Raw genomic sequence first — 17628 nt, 5'->3', positions numbered from 1 at the left:
AATTCGATGAAGGTACAAAACGTACGCATCGCGCTGCAGGGCGTCTCCGGCCCTGCCCGCTACTGAATATCCCTGGAAGGGGTACACATCTAGTGAAGGCACTCCGTTTCGGCCGCCACGCGGCTATTGCTGTTATCGCTGCCGGCGCACTCGCGCTTACCGCCTGCGGTTCAGACAACGCCACGGGCAACACGCCTGCCGGCACCCAGACTTCCGGCACCAAGGTGACCGGCACCCTCACCGGCATCGGCGCCTCCTCCACCGGCCCGGCCATGGACGCCTGGAAGGCCGGCTTCGCTGCCGCCAACTCCGGCGCCACCGTGCAGTACTCCCCGGACGGCTCCGGCGCCGGCCGCAAGGCCATCATCGACGGCTCGGCACAGTTCGCCGGCTCCGACGCGTACCTCAAAGACGAAGAGCTGGAGAGCTCCAAGGCCCAGTGCGGCCCCGACGGCGCCCTCAACATCCCTGTCTACATCTCCCCGATCGCCGTGGCCTTCAACCTTCCGGGCATCACCGAGCTGAAGCTGGACGCGGCCACCGTAGCCAAGATCTTCCGCGGCGAAATCGCCACCTGGAACGATCCCGCGATTGCCGCCCTGAACGAAGGCGTCACCCTCCCGGACCTGAAGGTCACGCCGGTGAACCGCTCTGACGATTCCGGCACCACCACCAACTTCACCGAGTACCTCTCCGCTGCTGCGGCTGAGGTCTGGACCGACAAGGCTTCCGGTGTCTGGCCCGCAACCCTGCAGGGCGAGAACGCCAAGGGCACCTCCGGCGTCGTCAAGACCGTCACCGACACCCCGGGCGCCGTGACGTACGCCGATGACTCCGCTGTGGGCGGCAAGCTGGGCACCGCCTCCATCAAGGTCGGCGAGGAATTCGTCAAGATCTCCGCCGACGCCGCCGCCAAGGCTGTTGAAGCCGGCAAGCCCGTCGAAGGCCGCTCCGCCACCGACGTCGCCATCAAGCTGGACCGCAAGACCACCGCTGCCGGTGCCTACCCGATCGTTCTGGTTTCCTACCACGTTGTCTGCTCCACCTACGACAATCAGGAAACCGTTGACCTGGTCAAGGCTTTCGAAAGCTATGTAGTCTCGGACGCAGGCCAGCAGGCAGCTGCCGACTCCGCGAAGTCCGCACCGCTGTCCCCGGCCCTCGCCGAGAAGGCCACCACGGCCATCGAATCCATCAAGGTCAAGTCCTAGTAACTGCCTTGAACCAGGTCCCCCGCCACGCCGAAAGGCGGGGCGGGGAACTTGCCTTTGTAAGCTAGCTTTTGGGCACCACCACAATCGAAGGGTCTGGAATGACCGCCACCCCCCTGAGCAGTTCCCAGGGCGCAGGCCGCGCCGGGGATAAGATCTTTTCCGGCGCCGCACTTGCCGCCGGGTGCCTCATCCTCGCCGTCCTGTTCGGCGTGGCACTTTTCCTTGTTGTCCAGTCCATTCCGGCACTGACAGCACCGGCCGCCGAGATCCAGGGCGGAGCAGGCTTCTTCGCCTACATCTGGCCGATTGTGATCGGTACCCTCATCGCGGCCACCATTGCCCTGGTGATCGCCACCCCCGTCGCCATCGGTGTGGCACTGTTCATCTCGCATTTCGCACCGCGCGGGCTCGCCAACGGCCTTGGCTACGTGGTTGACCTCCTGGCCGCCATCCCGTCCGTGATCTACGGAGCCTGGGGCGCAGCGTTCCTCGCCAAGGAAATCTCCCCGGCATACAACTGGCTTGCCGACAACATGGGCTGGCTGCCCATCTTCCAGGGCCCGGCGTCGGCCACCGGCAAGACCATCCTCACAGCGGGCATTGTGCTCTCGGTGATGGTCCTGCCCATCATCACCTCCCTGAGCCGCGAAATCTTCCTGCAGACCCCCAAACTGCACGAGGAAGCCGCCCTGGCACTGGGCGCCACGCGCTGGGAAATGATCAAGATGTCGGTCCTGCCGTTCGCCCGTCCGGGCATCATCAGCGCCGTTATGCTCGGCCTGGGCCGCGCACTGGGAGAGACCATGGCCGTGGCCCTGGTGCTCTCCTCCGGCGCCCTGACCGCCAGCCTGATCACCTCCGGAAACCAGACCATTGCCGCTGAAATCGCCCTGAACTTCCCTGAAGCCAGCGGCCTCAAGGTCAGCACGCTGATCGCTGCCGGCCTGGTCCTGTTCGTCATCACGCTGGCCGTGAACATGGTGGCCCGCTGGATCATCACCCGGCACAAAGAATTCTCGGGAGCCAACTAAATGTCCTCCACTCTCACTCCCGTCCGCAGCAAGCGTTCAGCCCTCACCAAGGGCCAGCTGCCGTCCTACGCGCCGTACATTGTCCTGGCAGCCGCCCTCATCCTCGGTGCGGCAGTCATGGCACTGATCGGTTTCAACGCCTTTGGCTGGGGAATCGTCTCGGCACTGCTCTTCGCCACCGGCCTGGTGAGCTGGAGCGGCGTCGTCGAAGGTTCACGCAAAGCCAAGGACAAACTGGCCACCTGCCTCGTGGTCGGTTCGTTCCTGATCGCACTGCTGCCCCTGATCTCGGTGATCTGGACAGTGCTGGTCAACGGCATTCCCGGCCTGATCGCCCCCGGATTCCTCACCAGCTCCATGAACGGCGTCACGGGCGTCTACGACAACAGGGCCGTCGAAGAAGGCGCCCCCGTCATCGGCGGCATCTACCATGCACTGGTTGGCACCATCCAGATGACGGTGGTTGCCACCGTAATCTCCGTGCCCGTCGGCCTCCTGACGGCCATTTACCTGGTGGAGTACGGCAACGATGGCCGCCTGGCCCGTGCCATCACGTTCTTTGTGGACGTTATGACAGGCATCCCGTCCATCGTCGCCGGCCTGTTCGCCGCGGCATTCTTCTTCGCGGTAGTCGGGCCCGGCACCAAGACCGGCGCCGTCGCCGCCGTCGCACTTTCCGTGCTGATGATCCCCGTGGTGGTGCGCTCCAGCGAGGAAATGCTGAAGATCGTCCCCAACGAACTGCGCGAGGCAGCCTACGCACTGGGCGTACGGAAGTGGCGCACCATTATCAAGGTGGTCATCCCGACGGCGATCTCCGGCATCGCATCCGGTGTCACCCTCGCGATCGCCCGCGTTATCGGTGAGACCGCGCCCATCCTGGTCACCGCCGGTTTCGCCACCAGCATCAACAACAACGTGTTCGGCGGCTGGATGGCGTCACTGCCAACGTTCATCTACACGCAGATCCTGAACCCCACATCGCCTGCCAACCCGGACCCGTCCTCGCAGCGGGCCTGGGGCGCTGCCCTGGTGCTGATCATCCTGGTGATGGTCCTGAACCTCGGCGCCCGGCTGATCGCCAAGATTTTCGCCCCCAAAACGGGCCGCTAAAAATCTTTCCGGCAGGCCGTTCCGGTCCCCGCGACCAAACCCTAGACTTCAATCCGTACCCCCAGCAAGTGAAGGAACATCATGTCTAAGCGCATCGACGTCAAAGACCTGAACGTGTACTACGGCGATTTTCTGGCCGTGGAGGATGTCAGCATCGCCATCGAGGCCAAATCAGTGACGGCCTTCATCGGCCCCTCAGGCTGCGGAAAGTCCACGTTCCTGCGCACCCTGAACCGTATGCATGAGGTGCTTCCCGGCGCCCGCGTTGAAGGTGAAGTCTTGATGGACGGCGACAACCTTTACGGACCCGGCGTTGACCCCGTGACCGTGCGCTCGCAGATCGGCATGGTGTTCCAGCGGCCCAACCCGTTCCCCACCATGTCCATCCGGGACAACGTCCTGGCCGGCGTGAAGCTGAACAACAAGAAGATCTCCAAGGGCGAGGCTGACGCGCTGGTGGAAAGCTCGCTGCGGGGCGCCAATCTGTGGAATGAGGTCAAGGACCGCCTGGAGAAGCCGGGTTCCGGCCTGTCAGGCGGCCAGCAGCAGCGTCTCTGCATCGCCCGCGCCATCGCCGTGCAGCCTCAGGTGATCCTGATGGATGAGCCGTGTTCTGCACTTGACCCGATCTCCACGCTGGCCATCGAGGACCTCATCAATGAGCTCAAGGATCAGTACACCGTGGTGATCGTGACGCACAACATGCAGCAGGCCGCCCGCGTCTCCGACAAGACGGCGTTCTTCAACATTGCAGGCACCGGCAAGCCGGGCAAGCTGATCGAATACGGGAACACCCAGAACATCTTCAGCAACCCCACGGTGAAAGCCACCGAAGACTACGTCTCCGGCCGCTTCGGATAGTCCCCACCGGCCCCAGCCTTCGCAAGCTCAGGCAGGGGCCCTCGCCGGCGTGGGCCCACCACCGCCGCCGCGCACCCAATCGACTGCTCCGTAAGCGCCCTTTTGATAGCTCAGAAGGGCCCTTACGGAGCAGTCGATTCCGTGTTTAAGCCAGGGGTGAGAGCGCCAGCGCGAACACAAAGGCCAATGCCGCGGCAGCGGCGGGTGTGAGGACCCAGAGCCCCAGGATCTGCAGGACCAGCTTCCGGTTGGTGACCGCGAAGTGCTGGTTCTCGCCGGCGCCCAGTACGGACGCCGTCACCGTGTGTGTTGTGGAGAGAGGAGCCTGAAGCGCGATGGCCCCCACAAAAAGCATCACGGCGCTGAACGTCTGGGCCACCGAGCCCCGCAACGGATCAACACGGGTGATTTTGTAGCCGATGGTGTGCGAGATCCGCCAGCCGCCGAACAGGGTTCCGGCTGCAATCATCACCGCGGACAGCAGCGCCACCCACAGGGGGATGCTGTCGCCGTCGGCGTAGCCTGCGGCGACCATGGCAAGCAGCAGCACAGCACCCACCCGCTGGCCGTCCTGCAGGCCGTGGCCGAAAGCGACAGCGCCGGCAGCGATGGCCTGGCTGCGGCGGAAGCGCTGGTTGACCACATGGGGCTGGGTGTGGCGTGCCGCCCACGTGACCGGGAAAACCATCAGGTAAGCGCCCACGTAGGCGACGATGGGCGAGAGCAGCAGTGGCAGGAGCACCTGGACCACCAGGGAACGGTCCACTCCTCCCACTCCCACACCGCCCACGGCGAGGCTGGCGAGGCCAGCACCAGCCAGTCCGCCCACCAATGCATGGGTGGACGAGGACGGCATCCCGTGCCACCACATCAGGAGGCCCCAGGCGCAGGCGCTGGCTACACCCGCCATCAGGATGCTCAGGCCGCTGAGCCCGTCCGGCAGGTGGATCCACGTGTGGCTGATGGCGACCACCACGGTGGCGCTCAACAGGGCGCCCAGCAGGTTGAAGAAGGCTGCCAGCAGCACGGCCACGCTGGGAGTCAGGGCCCTGGTGCGGACAGCCAGTGCCACCGCGTTGGGGACGTCGCGGAAGCCGTTGAGGAACGCGAACGCCGCGGTCATCAGGACCACGGCGCCGAAGACGAATCCTGTCACGTCAGGATTCCTTGACGATGATGCTGCCTACCTGTGTGGCGATGCGGCGCATGTCCTTGGTGACTTCCACGAGCTGGTTGGCGACGTCGCGGTTACGGGAGTACTGCGCCCACTTCATCTCCTTGATCATGTCCGCCACCCAGACCCGGTGCGTCCGTTCTGCACGTTTGGCGAGCCGTAGGATCTCGATCCAGTAGTCCTCGAGGTCATCGAGGTTGTTCAACCGGCGCATGGCCTCCACGGTGAGTTCGGCCTGCCTGCTGATGATCTCCAGCTGGTCCGCGGCACGCCGGGGCAGCCGGTCCAGCTTGTATAGAGAGACGAGTTCCGCCGCGCCATCCAGCTTCTCGATGGCTTCGTTAAGGAACCGGGACAGCGAGTACATGTCTTCACGGGGGAGCGGGTTTACGAAGCTCGTACGCATATGGGTCAGCAGGGCGAAGTGCAGCTCACCGGATTTGGCCTCGTGGTTGTGCATGTCGTCCACCAGCTTGGCGTGCTCAGCGGCGGGGACGCCCAGGATCTCGGCCATGGTGGCGCTTGCGTGCACAATTTGCTGGGCCATCTGGGACAACAGGGTCAGCCCGGCGGGCTCCTGGGGAAAAAGGCTCAGCTTCACGTTGGGTTACCGGTCTCCGGGTGATCTACTGGGTCGGGGGCCGCCCACTTGTGACTTGACGCAGGCCAGCAACTGGTGTTGATTCTACCCGGCCCCTGCCCGCGGCCTGTAAACAGGCATAAAAATGGTGCCGAACCGGATACGCCTCTCGGCGGTAGGCCGCTCTAGGCGGCTAAATGTTGAAGCCCGGGGGTTTCGCGGTTCGACACCAGTTTCAGTGTTCTACGTCGGCTGGCTCAAGTCAACATTGACAGATCGGGCCTGCTGCGTCAGTCGAGCTCGCCCAAACGCCACGCATTGGCCGCATGTTCGAGGTCTTCAGCGGTTTTCACGAGCTGATGGGAGTTGCGGGTGAGCTTGCTCGCGTGGGCCTCATTGCCGTGTTCGGCACCGTCGGCGAGGGTCGCCTGGCCAAGCGCCACTACGCGGCAGAAAGCGGCGGAGCGTTCCAGCGCGACGTCGAACTCGCCGTCGAACGCGCCCGAGAGAATGGCGTCCGCCATGGCCCGCATTTCCTCGGCTCCGGGCGGTTCGGCAGCGCCGGCCACCACATGGGAGACCTGGGCGGTGTCTTTTCCTGCGCGGAAGTAGACCGAGATCCGTTCCGGGTCCTGGACGGTGGCAGCGCGCAGTGCGTAGAGCCGCCAGAGGGCGCCAGGCAGCGACCGTGCGGGGCTTTCGGCCCACATCTCGGCGATGGCTTCCAGGCCCTGTTCGTCCGTCAGTTTGACCAGGCGTTCCGTGATCACGGGATCGTCACTGTCGCGGCCGTGGCGGACCAGCGCCTGCGCCGCGAGGTGTGCCGCCTCCGAGACGCGCGCAGGATCCGGGCCGCCGGCGAACGGTTCAAAGTCGATGGGTGCGAACGGCTTCGGTTTGTGATGCCGGTTGGCGCCGCCGTAGTGACTGGGTCCTGCTTGCTCGCTCATGCCCCCACGCTACTCCTGTGCCGCACGGGAAATCGAGTACTTCCCCGTAGCCAGGACGCAGGTGGCCGTGGCTGCGAAACGCTGGGGAACTGGAAGCGTACGACGGCGGCACGCACCTTGGGTGACCTGCGCGTGGCATGTGCGTGCAACGCGGGTCCGCAGGTGAGGTAGAGTATTTATCGTCCAGAAATGGACTGGGCTGATCGGTCGGTAGACCATCAGTTGGGGCCTTTAGCTCAGTTGGTAGAGCATCGGACTTTTAATCCGTGGGTCGTGGGTTCGATCCCCACAGGGCCCACTCTTTTAGCGAAGAGTGGAACCCCCGATCCCTGCAATAGCAGGGATCGGGGGTTTTTTCGCGTGGTGCCGGTTGTTCCGCGGGCCATACCTAGGCTGTTCGTGGGGACATTTCGGAGACATTGCTACGAATGGCCTGAAGGTCGCTAGCCCTTGCCGATTCGAGGGCCCGCGATACCTCGTCCAGACGGTCCGGCCACAAATGCCCGTAGGTGTTGAGTGTCTCCGTGGCGTCTTTGTGTCCAAGCATGAGCTGGACAACCTTCACGTCTGCTCCCGCTGCGATTGCAGCGCTCGCCGCCGTATGCCTGAGCTTGTGCGGCGTCAGCCCCCTACCGCCGAGGTCGGCGTCGTGCGCGGCGAGGTTGAACACGCGGTTGCGCCAGTTATGCGCATTTAGTGCCTCACCCGTAGGTGTCCGGAATACCGGCGCGTCTTGGCGCTGACCGGCGATCAGGTCCCGTAGTTCGGTGGCGAGGAACCGGGGCAGGGGTACGGCGCGTTTCTCATGTGTCTTCGGCGGGCCCAGTACGCGCTTGCCGTCGCGGTCCAAGGTCCACGTCTGGGTGACCTGCGCGCGGTTCCGCATCAGGTCCAGGGCAGAGACTTTCAAGGCTAGGGCTTCGTTGATGCGGAGACCGGTGTAGGCGAGGAACCGTACAAGGGTGCTGTCTGTTGTGTGTCCGGTGAGTTCCCCTGCTGCCGTGGCGAGGTCTTCTACTTGGGGGTGACTCAGGTAGACGTGTTCCGGGGCAGTGACGCGGGGCAGTCGAGCGCCAGCGGCCGGATTGCGGCTGATTCGGTCTGTTTCGACTGCCCACGAAAGGACCGCAGACAGCACAGTGTGAACGTGGCCGAGGCTTGAAGGCTTGAGTGGGCCGCGCATGGGCGCTGGCTCAAAGCGGGGCGGGCTGCTGCTCCTGACCTTGCTAGCTGCGGGGGCCGTACCGGCTGCTAATGCGCTGATCCATTTCGCGACCTCCGGTTTCGTGATGGTACCGATTCTTCGTGATCCCCATTGCGGCAAGACGTAGGCCTGCAGGCTCCTTTCGTAGTGGAGGTACGTTGCCGGTTTGATGTCGTGCCGGGTATTGAGCCATTCGAGGGCGACGACGGCGAGCAGAGTTTCAGCGTGCTCGGGCGGCCGGTAGGTGCCGGCCCGCAGGTCATTGTCGAGCTTGGCGGCGAATTGCTGGGCGTCGGGCTTCCGCTGGAACCTCTTGGAACGCCGGCGGCGTCCAGTCTGCGTTTCCTCCCACCAATACACTCGCCATCGGCTACCAGTGCCGTTCCTGGCCGTCGGTTGGCGGTGGGCGTCGAGCCACTCGTCTTGAATCCATGCGCGCGCCATGACTATTCTCCAGAGGTTCCCCGCGCCGGAGAACCGGCGGCAGGACGGCCCGCGTTGAGCTTCCGAATAGCCTCATCCACTATTTGGCTGAGGTCAGGCGCGCTGCTTGACCCCGGCTGCCTCGTGGGCTCATACGGCGGAAATCCGTCCGTTGTGAGGCCTCCGGATAGCATTTCCAGAACATCCCGAGACGCTGTAGCTAGCTCAGGAGGAGTGTCATTGATCAGGCCGGCTTCCCGCGCTGCCGCCACCATCCGGGTTGACGTCGCCCTGGAAACGCCGAAGTAATCCTGGACGGCCTCCCTAGGGCCAAATCCAGCGAAGCGAGCCAATTGATAGATCGCCGCGGTGAAGAGCTTCCGGACTTTCTTGTCCCGTATGGCGTCGCGTTCGAAATCGCCTGGGGCAACATTCGGCATCCAGGTGATGATGACGCTGGGCGGAATGCAGTACGTGGCAGTTGCCATGGCCGGGCGCATCATTTCCTTTATCGGAACTGCCCGCAGGGCGTCGTAGTCGACGGCTTGATTTCGTTCGCCAATGGTGATGGCAGCACATGTGAAACCTGACGGGGTGGCCTTCGCTGTCAAAGCGACGTCGTAACCTCTCCAGTCCTTGACGAAGATTCGGACGGAAGCAGGGGCGTAGATGTCACCGGCGCGTACAAGATCCTCCGAGTCCCATTCCGTCCACCATCGGCCTACGGGCTCGTCTGTCCACCACGCAGTGAACGGTTGTGTAGTCATGCGTCTAATAGTTGCAGAGTGAGCATGCTGTAGACAATAGCGGCCCAGTCATGATTCACTGATATCAATGAGCACCAATTAGACAAAGAAGGCTCATTTGAACGAAGGGTGAACCATGGAAAGCACAGAAATGCGGACAGCGGGGATGCTGACGCCGCGAGACCTGGCGGAGCGGTGGCAGGTCCCGCAGCGCACCTTGGGGCAATGGCGTTACCAAGGCACTGGTCCGGCCTACGTCAAGATCGGCGGCGCGGTCCGTTACCGTGCTGCTGACGTCGAAGCTTACGAAGCTGCGCACATGGTTGGAGTCTCAGCATGAGGGATGACTCCAAGCCGGCTACCGCTGTCACCGTGCAGCGGCTCACGTTCACGCCGGTTGCAGGGCACCCTGGCGGACGATACGCGCGGCCTGCCTCGCTTCCTGCTGGTCAACCCGTCACGGCTCTGGAGGTTCGGCCGGGCATTTGGAAGCTCCTGGCTTCGGTGGACCGTATCGGTGATTACGAAATTGAGGGCGGGCCTCAGGATGTCCGGTTTCCCGCCAGAACCTGACGAACGTGCCCCGAGAGCATCGCGAGAGGAGGTGAAGAAGTGAGTTTCGGGCTAGTTGATGAGGTCTTGGAGCATACGCCGGTGGACCTCACTGCGGCGGAGCGACTGCTGCTGTTGTGCATCGCCAATGCTGCCCAAGAGTCGGACCGTGTGCTGAATGGCAGGCCGATTCCGGCGCGGACCTGCTTTCCTGGGCGCGAAAAGCTCAAACACTGGACCGGCCTTAACGATCGAGGGCTGAGCGACGCGCTGCTGCGGTTGAGCAAACGCGGCCTCGAGGTCCGCGTTCCGGTCGCGGTGGACAAGTCGGGACGTCCGGTGTTCGCTGCCCGCGGCCATGCCACCGAGTTTCAGCTTCCTGTCCTGAAAGGTCACGCCACAGCGGGCCCTAGCCATAACCAAGGTCACGCCACAGCGGGCCCTACCGGGGAAATAGGTCACGCCAAGGCGTCTCTAAGGTCACGCGACAGCGGCTTAAAGATCACGCCTGAGCGTGCCCCTAAAGATAAAGAACCAAAAGTAACCATCCCCCCAACCCCCCGCCAGGCTGAGTTGCCGGTACCGGCGTCCGCTCATGAGCAGACCCAAGATGGAAGGGGCGGTGCCGAAGCCCTAGCCCAAAGGCTGGTGGTCGGGCATCCCGGAATGGCGGCGGATGATGCGAGGGAAATCGTTCGCAAGTGCCTGGACGATCCTGAGACCAAAATGCCGGCGTCACGCCTGAACCAGCCTGGCTATGTCGCTACCCTGCACACTGCCGTCAAGGCTGATCGTGCGGCTGAACGACGGCGTGCGTTGGCCAACGGAGCGAGATGTGTTGACCACCCTGAATCGCCGGCCGCGCACTGTCCCGGATGCTTGGGTGATCTCAAATGTGGGCAGCGGGACCGGCGGTTCTTGGGTAGGCATCAACCTCGATGCTCGACGTGCTGGGAACCTATTATCGGTCTTCCGGATGGGGCGACCCTTTGCGGAGACCCTGCCTGCAAAACCGGCAAGGGGGCAGCATGATGAGCGACGACGCTGTGCGGAGGCAGGACCTCGGTCTGGCGCTCTTGCCCCTGGAACCGGAAACAATGCGGCACGCATGCCAGGGCGGGTGGCTACCCGATGCGGAAGGTTGCGCTGTGCCTTGCCTTCGCTGTAAGCCGCATCTTCGCCGGGTCACGCAGCCGGACGGGACATTAACTTGGCGCGCATTCGCGGACGCCGACACATCAGGAACCATTCAACCAAGGGGACAGAAATGAGCAAGCAAGCCAACGAACAGACGAACCGCCTTGAGGCCCTTGCGGTGGTGCGGCTTATGGCCGAGAACCGCCAGGACGAGGTTTCGCTGATGCTGACAGAATCGGAGGACCCGGTGGGCCTTGCGCATGCTGCCTGTGGGCTGGCGGTTGCGGCGTTCTATGCACTGGGACCGGATCGGGCCAATCGGATGTTTGATCGCATGGCTCAGGCCGCCGTGGCTGAGGGCTAGGCGGTCTTTTCCTGCTTCGCCTTCCAGTCCGTCCAGACTATTGCCAGGGCGTCCTTGTGGGGCAGTCGGGGCAGGTGCGTCAGGTCGGCGCGGGGTATCGCAAGATCGAAGAGCGCCGGCCCGTTGCTCTGGGCGTGGAGTTTCAAGTCAGTGTCCATGCACCAGTAGCCGCGGTCGAAGGCAAGGTGGTGATTCGCGCAAAGGGGCAGGCCGTTGCGGGCATCATCGCTACCGCCGTCCTTCTTGGACAGTAGGTGTGCGGCCTGGAGGAGGCCTTGGACGTTGAGGCCGCAGGCGGCGCACTCGGTTCCGTAGCGTTTGTAGACGTCGAAGGCGAAGCGCACCTGGTTGGGCCTGTTCCGGCGGGCGCTAAAGCTAGGGGCTGCCGAGTTGTCGGTGAGGTTGAAGGCTTCGGATATTTCGGTGGGTGTGGGCGGTGGTGGAAGTTCCGCACGCGTGAAGGTGATGAGAAGAACTTTGTTCTTGTCGTCTACGTCTTCGATGTAGCCGCGGTATACAGTCCTGGTCGTGGCCTTGTTGCCGGGCCCGATTACGAAGACCGGCAGGCTTGCCCGGTAGGCGGCGTGAGAAGCTTCAATTTCGGACTTATCGTGCCCGGACCTTCCGGTCGAGGGGTAGTGGTAGATAACGCCGGTGGCCGTGAGTTCGTCGTCGTAGTGCCGGCCGGTGTGAAGGAAAGACAGGGCGATGCCCTTAGGCGTCGCCGGCGTCCTGGTTTCGGCGTTGGGGACGAAAATGCCGGCTTGGCCGCCGTACATCTTGAGGTCGCGTAAGAGTCCACGTTCTACGTTGACGGGGCCTCCTGCGGCCAGCAGGGCGGCCCACAGCTGTTCCCTGCGTGACCTTTCGGCCGCGGCGTGCCCGTCCCGGGTGAAGGGGCCCTGGGCCGCTGGGGCCCCGTTCGACGGTCGGGAGCCCGATGTGGTCCCAGCCGGCTCGTTCCATGCTTGCGGTGTCAGCAGGCGGGCTTCAGTTTTTCCCAGGTCGGTTAGTTTCCAGACCCGCAGGTCGGTCCGGTCGATTAGTCCGTCGTTTGCCATGCGGTTCCGCTGGATTGTTGACCGGGTCCACCACTTGGGGTCGCCGGTGGGAGAACTTGGGAATGGTTCCCTGTCGTCACGTGTCCAGGAAAAACGCTCTTCGAGAATGGTCCTGACTTCTTGCGGAGGCAGCCGGTAAGACTTTGCAGACGCAAGGACGGTCAGGATGCGCCGGCGGATTTCATCGTGCTGTGTCAAGTCAGGGGCCATGAGTCAATAATGCCTGCCCGCGCTGACATTTCCGCGGATCCACGTTAATCTTGCGTCAGCGCAAGCGACCAGCGCCGCCAGGTTAAGGATGAGGGGTTTAGCGGCTCAAGTCTGAGGGCCTTCCCGGTAGATGGAGCGCAGCGTGAGGGATACGGCCAACGGTCATACCGGAATTTTCCGGGTCAATCCGCCCGTCTATAAGGTCCCGCCGTGGAATGTGTGCCCACCAGCGGCACCGGTGAATGGTCAATGAAGAGGCGCGCAAGCGAAATTCAGAGGGCCGTGTAAACCGGGACGCCGTCCGTAGGAGCCCGCCCGGTGTCCCCTCATCCACTTGAGTGCGCCCACTTCGGCGCACCTTCCTGCCCTTGGAGGGCAATCCCATGAGCACACAACGTATGGAAATGTGGCGCGGAATCGCTACCGCAGCTGCGCAGGACGCCCGAACGATTGCGGAAAAGGCCACCACTGCCGGCCGCGACCTCACGACCGAGGAAAAGGCATCTTACGACCGGCACATGACCAAGGGGCGCGATGCCCTGGACGAGTTCAAGCGCGCAAAGTCTGACGAGGAAATTCGCGCGCAGGTAAAGACGCTGGCGGCCGAGATCGGTGAACCCGTCAGCGTTTCCGGCCACGGTTCCGGCCGCCGCGGGAGAGGGTCCTGGGCCAAGGCGGCTGCGGACCGCATGGCAAAGACCATGACAGCGGAAACCGACGGGCAGAAGTCGCTCATTACGGGCAGCATCGGGGTGCCCGCGCCGATCGAAACGGACATCGTCACCATGTCCGAGGCACCGCGTTCCCTCCTGGAACTGATACCGGCAAAGGGCCTCAACGGCGGGTACGGCACCGGTAACAGCTTCAGCTTCCTGCGGCAGACGGTCCGGACCAACAACGCGGCCCCTGTCCCTGACGGGGCACTCAAACCAACGTCGGTTTACTCCCTGGCGGAAGTCGAAGACAGGGTCCGGGTTATTGCCCACCTGTCGGAGCCGGTCCCGGAGCGCTACTTCGCGGACCATGCCAACCTTGAAGACTTCCTGCGGACCGAGATGGAGGCTGGCCTGTACCTGGCACTGGAAAACCAGGTCGTGCACGGCGATGGAACGGGGGAAAACCTTACCGGCCTGCTGAACACGTCGGGGATCATTGTCCAAGCGTTCGTCACGGACGCGCTAACGTCCATCCGGAAGGCCATGACAAGCCTGGAGGTCTACGGCATCACGCCCACGGCCTTGGTCCTGAACCCGGTCGACGCCGAAGCGTTGGACCTCCTGCGCGAGTCCGGGGCAACAGGACAGTACCTGCTGGGCGATCCGGGCGGCGACGGTGTCGAGAAGCTGTGGAAGGTCCCACGCGTGCCTTCGAACGCCGTAGCCGCCGGCACGGCGCTCCTGGGCGACTGGCAGCAGGCCCAGGTCATCGTCCGGGAGGACGCGACCCTGGCCCTGGACCGTTCCGGGGAAAACTTCACCAAGAACCTAGTCACCATGAGGTTCGAGGGACGCTTCGGCTTCGCCGTAAAGCGGCCCAACGCGTTCGTTGAAGTGGCGCTGGCTTCATAAACCTGGCGGGTGTGGCCGTGGGACGTTATTTACGGCCACACCAACGAATCGCGTAGGATGCCAGCAGCGGCGGAGGGTTGCTGATGGTACGACTAGGCGGAAATATGGCGGGCTACGAAGATGCTTTGGGGCTAACAGCGGTTGACGGGAGCCCTACTGCTACGCCTGCGCACAGCGTAGAAACGCTTGCTAAGTTCCAGCACAAAATCACCACGATGGTTGATATCTACGCCCGCCTGCATCTCCGTGCTCGCTTTTGGAGTCGCACCGTCCTCCTGATCACTCTCAGCGTCTCTGCCGTAAGCGCAGGTATGAATCTTGTAACCCTCTGGATGCCTCCGCCTGAGGGACTTGCCCTGCTACTCGTTCGCGGATCCACGATTGCCAGTCTTGTCCTCGTGGTCGCATCTTTGGCCGCCACCGTTTGGGGTCTGGACCAGCGCGCCAGCGATTGCAACTACGCCTTCCGCCGTCTCATGTCCGTAAAGACAAAGCTCCGCGTAGCGAGTAAGGAGGAAGCGCAACGGTTGCAAAGGGACTACGCGGACTACGGCGATGACCTTCCGCAGATTCCGACAAAGCAGTTTACGAAGCTGTGGGACAAAGTGCAGCAGGACCGTGGCAAGCGGCACGCCAATCGGGACGATAAGGGCAAGGACTAGTGCTCCACGCCTTCTAGGGGTAAGGGCGTCTCAATCGCAGGGCGGGGTCTGTCGGCCCCCTGTTGCCGGCAGTGATCCGTCTCCCCCCGGCGCTGTAGGGGGTCGCGCGCACGCGCGCGAGGCGGAGTCTAACGTCTAACGGTTATAGACGCGGCTGAAAGGGTGCCCATCGACTGACTGTTGAACTGGACATCCATCTTGACATAGCATGGACAAAACGGCTCCTGGGGAGCCTGCCAAGGAACGCCCGCGGTGCTGCCATCGCTCTCCTTAAGTGGATCGGCCCTTGGAGGTACCCGGGGAGCCGTTTTCTTTATGGTGACGAGACTGGAACCGGTCGCTTTGAGCAGGTGGGGCACGGGAACCAGTCAAGCTTTGTCAGAGACTCGAAATTCGGCATGGGAAAAATTCCCAAAGGTATGGCGCACGTGTCGCTGTTGCGGATCTGATGCCAGACGCTCTGCAAATACGCGGGTTCCGTATACCCGAAGTCCCCGCTGGGCCACAGGGCCGACTTCAAGAATCCACCAAAGAGGTCTGCCGCCTGGGATTCCGCATACGTCGTCGCTGACACCCACTTAAGTCCCTGCTCCATGTGGAACGGGACTTTCGGGTCCTGCGTCGCCTGCCGGCGGATGTAGGCATCTGTCGTCGTGTGGTCGTGATGCCGGACGTGGGAGTACCTGGTCCACACTTTGCCGCCCGGCCCCTTCCAGTTCCGAGCCGCCCACAGTATCGATTTGTACAGTCTGTAGGCTACGAAGTTGTAGAAAAGCTGCTGGTCGTCCTTGTAAGTGCCCGCCTGTAGTTCTGCTTTCGTGGCGTATGCGTAGCAAACCTTGATGCCGGGGACTTGCGCAAGCACTTCCGCCGCGCGCTTCCGACGGTCGTGATTCTTTACGTGCGCCTTCCAAGAAAGAAGGCTACTTGCAGGAACGCCAAAGTCGGCCCGAAGTGTGCTGACGGCGGCTTGGAGTCCGGCGGCACCGGCATCGTCCGCGAGTACGGCGGCCATGCCGAATATGGGACTGCTCTTGGCCGTGCTTCCCCTATCGCCCGTTTCATCGATATATACGTGTACGTCCCCAACTGCCATTCGTAAATCTTAGCGGCGGCATTGCTGCCCTTTGGACGGGTGCCAGCGCTTCCGTAAGACAGGCCGCCAGTAACCCGTCAAGGGGGGACATTTTGGGGACATGCGTTCCAGAACGAGCAAGATTTTCCTAGCTAACGGGGGAAGGGTCATGGGCTCAAAAACCGCGGAATGGCGGTGCTTTAGGGCCCATCGAGTCAAAGGTATATAGAGGCCGAACTTGCGGGACTTTATCCGTGGGTCGTGGGTTCGATCCCCACAGGGCCCACCCGCGCGAAAGCCCGGAGACACACTGTCTCCGGGCTTTCTGCTTTAACCCTTCACCTGCTTTGACCTGCTTGGCCCGACGCTCAGGTCAGGCTCCGGCAGGCAAGGCAGGTCTCAGCTGAGCGACAGCACCAGATAGAGCGCCGCCAGCACCAGCGCGACGGGCGTCATCGTGAAGCGCTCAGGCCGGCAATATAAGCGAACAGCGCATACAGGACGATGGACACCGCGCTGCCGATGCGGAGGTTGGGTGGCAGGACCTTGTGCCGGCCGCCCCAGACCAGATGCCCCAGGGGAGCACCAGCGATCAGCGCTGCCTGGAAAACGGCCAAGGCACCAAGGGTGACGGTGGCGAAAATCGCACATGCTGGACCCAGAGCTAACACCCGGGCAGCGTCTTAGTGTTCGAAATGCGTGCGGGGTGCTCCGCCCGGCAACTTCTCCAGGATGCCCTCCGCCACCTTTCGCAGCTTGAGGTTCCGGTGGCTGGACGCCTTGGCGATGATGGCAATAGCGTCGTCGTAGGAGCACCGGTTCTGCGCCATGATCACCCCACACGCAATGTCGATGGACGTCCGGCTTTCGAGGGCCGACTGCAGGTCTGATGCCCTGGTGCTGGTGGTCTGCAGTTCCAGGACCAGCATGAGGCCCCGGGCCGCGAGGTCCGCGAAATTCCGCGCAGCGGCGATGACGTGAAGCGGGAACGCCTGGGCGCCCGGTGCGAAGAAGGCGAGGGCTGCTTCCGCTCCGTCATCGAGCCGGAGCCGCAGGCCAAGAACACTATCGAACCCGGCGTTTTGCAGATGCGGCCGGTACCGCGCCCAGCGGAAGTCCGACGTGACGTGGTTCATGGCCACGGTCCCGTTACCGGCCAGGGCTTCGGTCAGGGGACCTTCGCCCGCTTCCTGCTCCAGCCTGGCGAGTAGTGCTGCCTCCGGGCTTGTGCCGGCGGTGGCGGGGATATTTTTGACCCTCTTTAACACGATGGCGCATTCAACGGGTGAGTCCATGAGGCCGGCCAGGGTCTCCGAGGCCGTGCGGGTCAGGATCTCGAGGGAATCGGCGAGGCTTTTCGCCCCGGTAGCCAAGTCAGGGATAAAACCGGCGGTGCTTGCCGGGCCACTTTCAGTCCCTGCCCGCGCCGGGCCCGGGACCTGGCTTGGAAGCGTTGCCGGATGTCCGGTCGCGTGCTGGGTCTGATGCGCCGGACGCCGGGCAGCCGAAGCGTGTGCCGGGGAAACCTGCGATGTTGAATACTTCATGGCCGGCTTCCCCGGAATTGCAGGGCCGGTCCATTCATCACGGGAGCTGCCGGAAGATGGAAGGCTGACCGCCAAACCATGGGGATAAGAGGGCCGGCGACGGCTGGGGGAGAGGCCTTGGTCTCGAAGACCTCCTCGTCGCCGGCCCCGCTCAGT

At 63.2% G+C, this 17628-nt stretch carries 17 protein-coding genes and 1 tRNA gene; 9 read left to right on the top strand and 9 right to left on the bottom strand.

The window, feature by feature from the left end:
* The first annotated feature begins 92 nt into the window (after positions 1-92).
* The 4 genes from pstS to pstB all read left to right on the top strand — a co-directional run bounded on the left by pstS (position 93) and on the right by pstB (position 4219).
* Positions 93-1211 (top strand): phosphate ABC transporter substrate-binding protein PstS, encoded by a 1119-nt coding sequence (gene pstS / locus GUV69_RS12950; protein WP_164202942.1) that lies wholly within the window; start codon positions 93-95, stop codon positions 1209-1211.
* 101 nt (positions 1212-1312) lie between these two features.
* Positions 1313-2245, top strand: coding sequence for a phosphate ABC transporter permease subunit PstC (gene pstC, locus GUV69_RS12945; RefSeq protein ID WP_164202940.1), 933 nt, complete (start codon positions 1313-1315; stop codon positions 2243-2245).
* The gene (gene pstA / locus GUV69_RS12940) at positions 2246-3358 is read left to right on the top strand and encodes a phosphate ABC transporter permease PstA (RefSeq protein WP_164202938.1); all 1113 of its coding nucleotides are present in this window, start codon (positions 2246-2248) and stop codon (positions 3356-3358) included. It begins immediately after the preceding gene.
* An 81-nt stretch (positions 3359-3439) separates the two neighbouring features.
* Positions 3440-4219, top strand: coding sequence for a phosphate ABC transporter ATP-binding protein PstB (gene pstB / locus GUV69_RS12935; protein WP_164202936.1), 780 nt, complete (start codon positions 3440-3442; stop codon positions 4217-4219).
* A gap of 145 nt (positions 4220-4364) precedes the next feature.
* Here pstB and GUV69_RS12930 read toward each other — a convergent pair whose 3' ends face one another.
* From GUV69_RS12930 to GUV69_RS12920, 3 genes are all read right to left on the bottom strand, one after another.
* Positions 4365-5375 carry an inorganic phosphate transporter gene (locus GUV69_RS12930; protein WP_208786642.1) on the bottom strand — a complete coding sequence of 337 codons (1011 nt, stop codon included), beginning with the start codon at positions 5373-5375 and terminating at the stop codon, positions 4365-4367.
* Between the two features lies 1 nt (position 5376).
* Entirely contained in the window at positions 5377-5994 is a 618-nt protein-coding gene (locus tag GUV69_RS12925) for a DUF47 domain-containing protein (protein WP_164202934.1), read from the bottom strand.
* 269 nt (positions 5995-6263) lie between these two features.
* Complete coding sequence (locus GUV69_RS12920) at positions 6264-6923, bottom strand: hypothetical protein (RefSeq protein ID WP_164202932.1); 660 nt, start codon at positions 6921-6923, stop codon at positions 6264-6266.
* A gap of 225 nt (positions 6924-7148) precedes the next feature.
* Here GUV69_RS12920 and GUV69_RS12915 point away from each other — a divergent pair.
* Positions 7149-7221 (top strand) — tRNA-Lys (locus GUV69_RS12915).
* 90 nt (positions 7222-7311) lie between these two features.
* Here the strand turns inward: GUV69_RS12915 and GUV69_RS12910 are convergent.
* A complete protein-coding gene (locus GUV69_RS12910; protein ID WP_164202930.1) occupies positions 7312-8487 on the bottom strand; it encodes a tyrosine-type recombinase/integrase in 1176 nt (391 codons plus the stop codon).
* Positions 8488-8573: 86 nt separating this feature from the next.
* Positions 8574-9317 carry a hypothetical protein gene (locus tag GUV69_RS12905; protein WP_164202928.1) on the bottom strand — a complete coding sequence of 248 codons (744 nt, stop codon included), beginning with the start codon at positions 9315-9317 and terminating at the stop codon, positions 8574-8576.
* Between the two features lie 115 nt (positions 9318-9432).
* Between GUV69_RS12905 and GUV69_RS12900 the strand changes: the two genes are divergently transcribed.
* On the top strand, positions 9433-9636 hold the full coding sequence (locus GUV69_RS12900; protein ID WP_208786641.1) for a helix-turn-helix transcriptional regulator: 204 nt from the start codon (positions 9433-9435) through the stop codon (positions 9634-9636).
* A 1479-nt stretch (positions 9637-11115) separates the two neighbouring features.
* The gene (locus GUV69_RS12895) at positions 11116-11349 is read left to right on the top strand and encodes a hypothetical protein (protein ID WP_164202927.1); all 234 of its coding nucleotides are present in this window, start codon (positions 11116-11118) and stop codon (positions 11347-11349) included.
* On the opposite strand, the gene GUV69_RS12890 is transcribed toward GUV69_RS12895, so the two are convergent.
* Positions 11346-12410, bottom strand: coding sequence for an HNH endonuclease (locus GUV69_RS12890; RefSeq protein WP_164202925.1), 1065 nt, complete (start codon positions 12408-12410; stop codon positions 11346-11348). The two genes, GUV69_RS12895 and GUV69_RS12890, sit on opposite strands and share 4 nt — an antisense overlap.
* 593 nt (positions 12411-13003) lie before the next feature.
* On the opposite strand from GUV69_RS12890, the gene GUV69_RS12885 reads away from it, so the two are divergent.
* Positions 13004-14188, top strand: a complete 1185-nt coding sequence (locus GUV69_RS12885; protein ID WP_164202923.1) for a phage major capsid protein — start codon at positions 13004-13006, stop codon at positions 14186-14188.
* A gap of 215 nt (positions 14189-14403) precedes the next feature.
* Positions 14404-14850 (top strand): hypothetical protein, encoded by a 447-nt coding sequence (locus tag GUV69_RS12880; protein ID WP_164202921.1) that lies wholly within the window; start codon positions 14404-14406, stop codon positions 14848-14850.
* A 313-nt stretch (positions 14851-15163) separates the two neighbouring features.
* Here the strand turns inward: GUV69_RS12880 and GUV69_RS12875 are convergent, their stop codons facing one another.
* From GUV69_RS12875 to GUV69_RS12865, 3 genes are all read right to left on the bottom strand, one after another.
* A complete protein-coding gene (locus GUV69_RS12875) occupies positions 15164-15946 on the bottom strand; it encodes a DUF3800 domain-containing protein (protein WP_164202920.1) in 783 nt (260 codons plus the stop codon).
* 431 nt (positions 15947-16377) lie between these two features.
* Positions 16378-16542 carry a hypothetical protein gene (locus GUV69_RS23280; protein WP_244292716.1) on the bottom strand — a complete coding sequence of 55 codons (165 nt, stop codon included), beginning with the start codon at positions 16540-16542 and terminating at the stop codon, positions 16378-16380.
* Between the two features lie 66 nt (positions 16543-16608).
* The gene (locus tag GUV69_RS12865) at positions 16609-17472 is read right to left on the bottom strand and encodes an ANTAR domain-containing protein (RefSeq protein ID WP_164202918.1); all 864 of its coding nucleotides are present in this window, start codon (positions 17470-17472) and stop codon (positions 16609-16611) included.
* Positions 17473-17628 lie beyond the last annotated feature (156 nt).

The organism is [Micrococcus luteus] ATCC 49442 (genome assembly GCF_010367585.1).
Taxonomy (GTDB): domain Bacteria; phylum Actinomycetota; class Actinomycetes; order Actinomycetales; family Micrococcaceae; genus Arthrobacter; species Arthrobacter luteus_A.
The sequence above is the reverse complement of the archived record's forward strand: the minus strand, read 5'-3'. Positions and strand labels throughout refer to the sequence as shown.

Coding starts and splice junctions, on each gene's coding strand:
- GUV69_RS12875 (WP_164202920.1), bottom strand. CDS start 15,946: ATGGCAGTTGGGGACGTACACGTATATATCGATGAAACGGGCGATAGG.
- GUV69_RS12920 (WP_164202932.1), bottom strand. CDS start 6,923: ATGAGCGAGCAAGCAGGACCCAGTCACTACGGCGGCGCCAACCGGCAT.
- GUV69_RS12900 (WP_208786641.1), top strand. CDS start 9,433: ATGGAAAGCACAGAAATGCGGACAGCGGGGATGCTGACGCCGCGAGAC.
- pstA (WP_164202938.1), top strand. CDS start 2,246: ATGTCCTCCACTCTCACTCCCGTCCGCAGCAAGCGTTCAGCCCTCACC.
- GUV69_RS12885 (WP_164202923.1), top strand. CDS start 13,004: ATGAGCACACAACGTATGGAAATGTGGCGCGGAATCGCTACCGCAGCT.
- GUV69_RS12895 (WP_164202927.1), top strand. CDS start 11,116: ATGAGCAAGCAAGCCAACGAACAGACGAACCGCCTTGAGGCCCTTGCG.
- GUV69_RS12880 (WP_164202921.1), top strand. CDS start 14,404: ATGGTTGATATCTACGCCCGCCTGCATCTCCGTGCTCGCTTTTGGAGT.
- GUV69_RS12890 (WP_164202925.1), bottom strand. CDS start 12,410: ATGGCAAACGACGGACTAATCGACCGGACCGACCTGCGGGTCTGGAAA.
- GUV69_RS12905 (WP_164202928.1), bottom strand. CDS start 9,317: ATGACTACACAACCGTTCACTGCGTGGTGGACAGACGAGCCCGTAGGC.
- pstB (WP_164202936.1), top strand. CDS start 3,440: ATGTCTAAGCGCATCGACGTCAAAGACCTGAACGTGTACTACGGCGAT.
- GUV69_RS12865 (WP_164202918.1), bottom strand. CDS start 17,472: ATGAAGTATTCAACATCGCAGGTTTCCCCGGCACACGCTTCGGCTGCC.
- pstC (WP_164202940.1), top strand. CDS start 1,313: ATGACCGCCACCCCCCTGAGCAGTTCCCAGGGCGCAGGCCGCGCCGGG.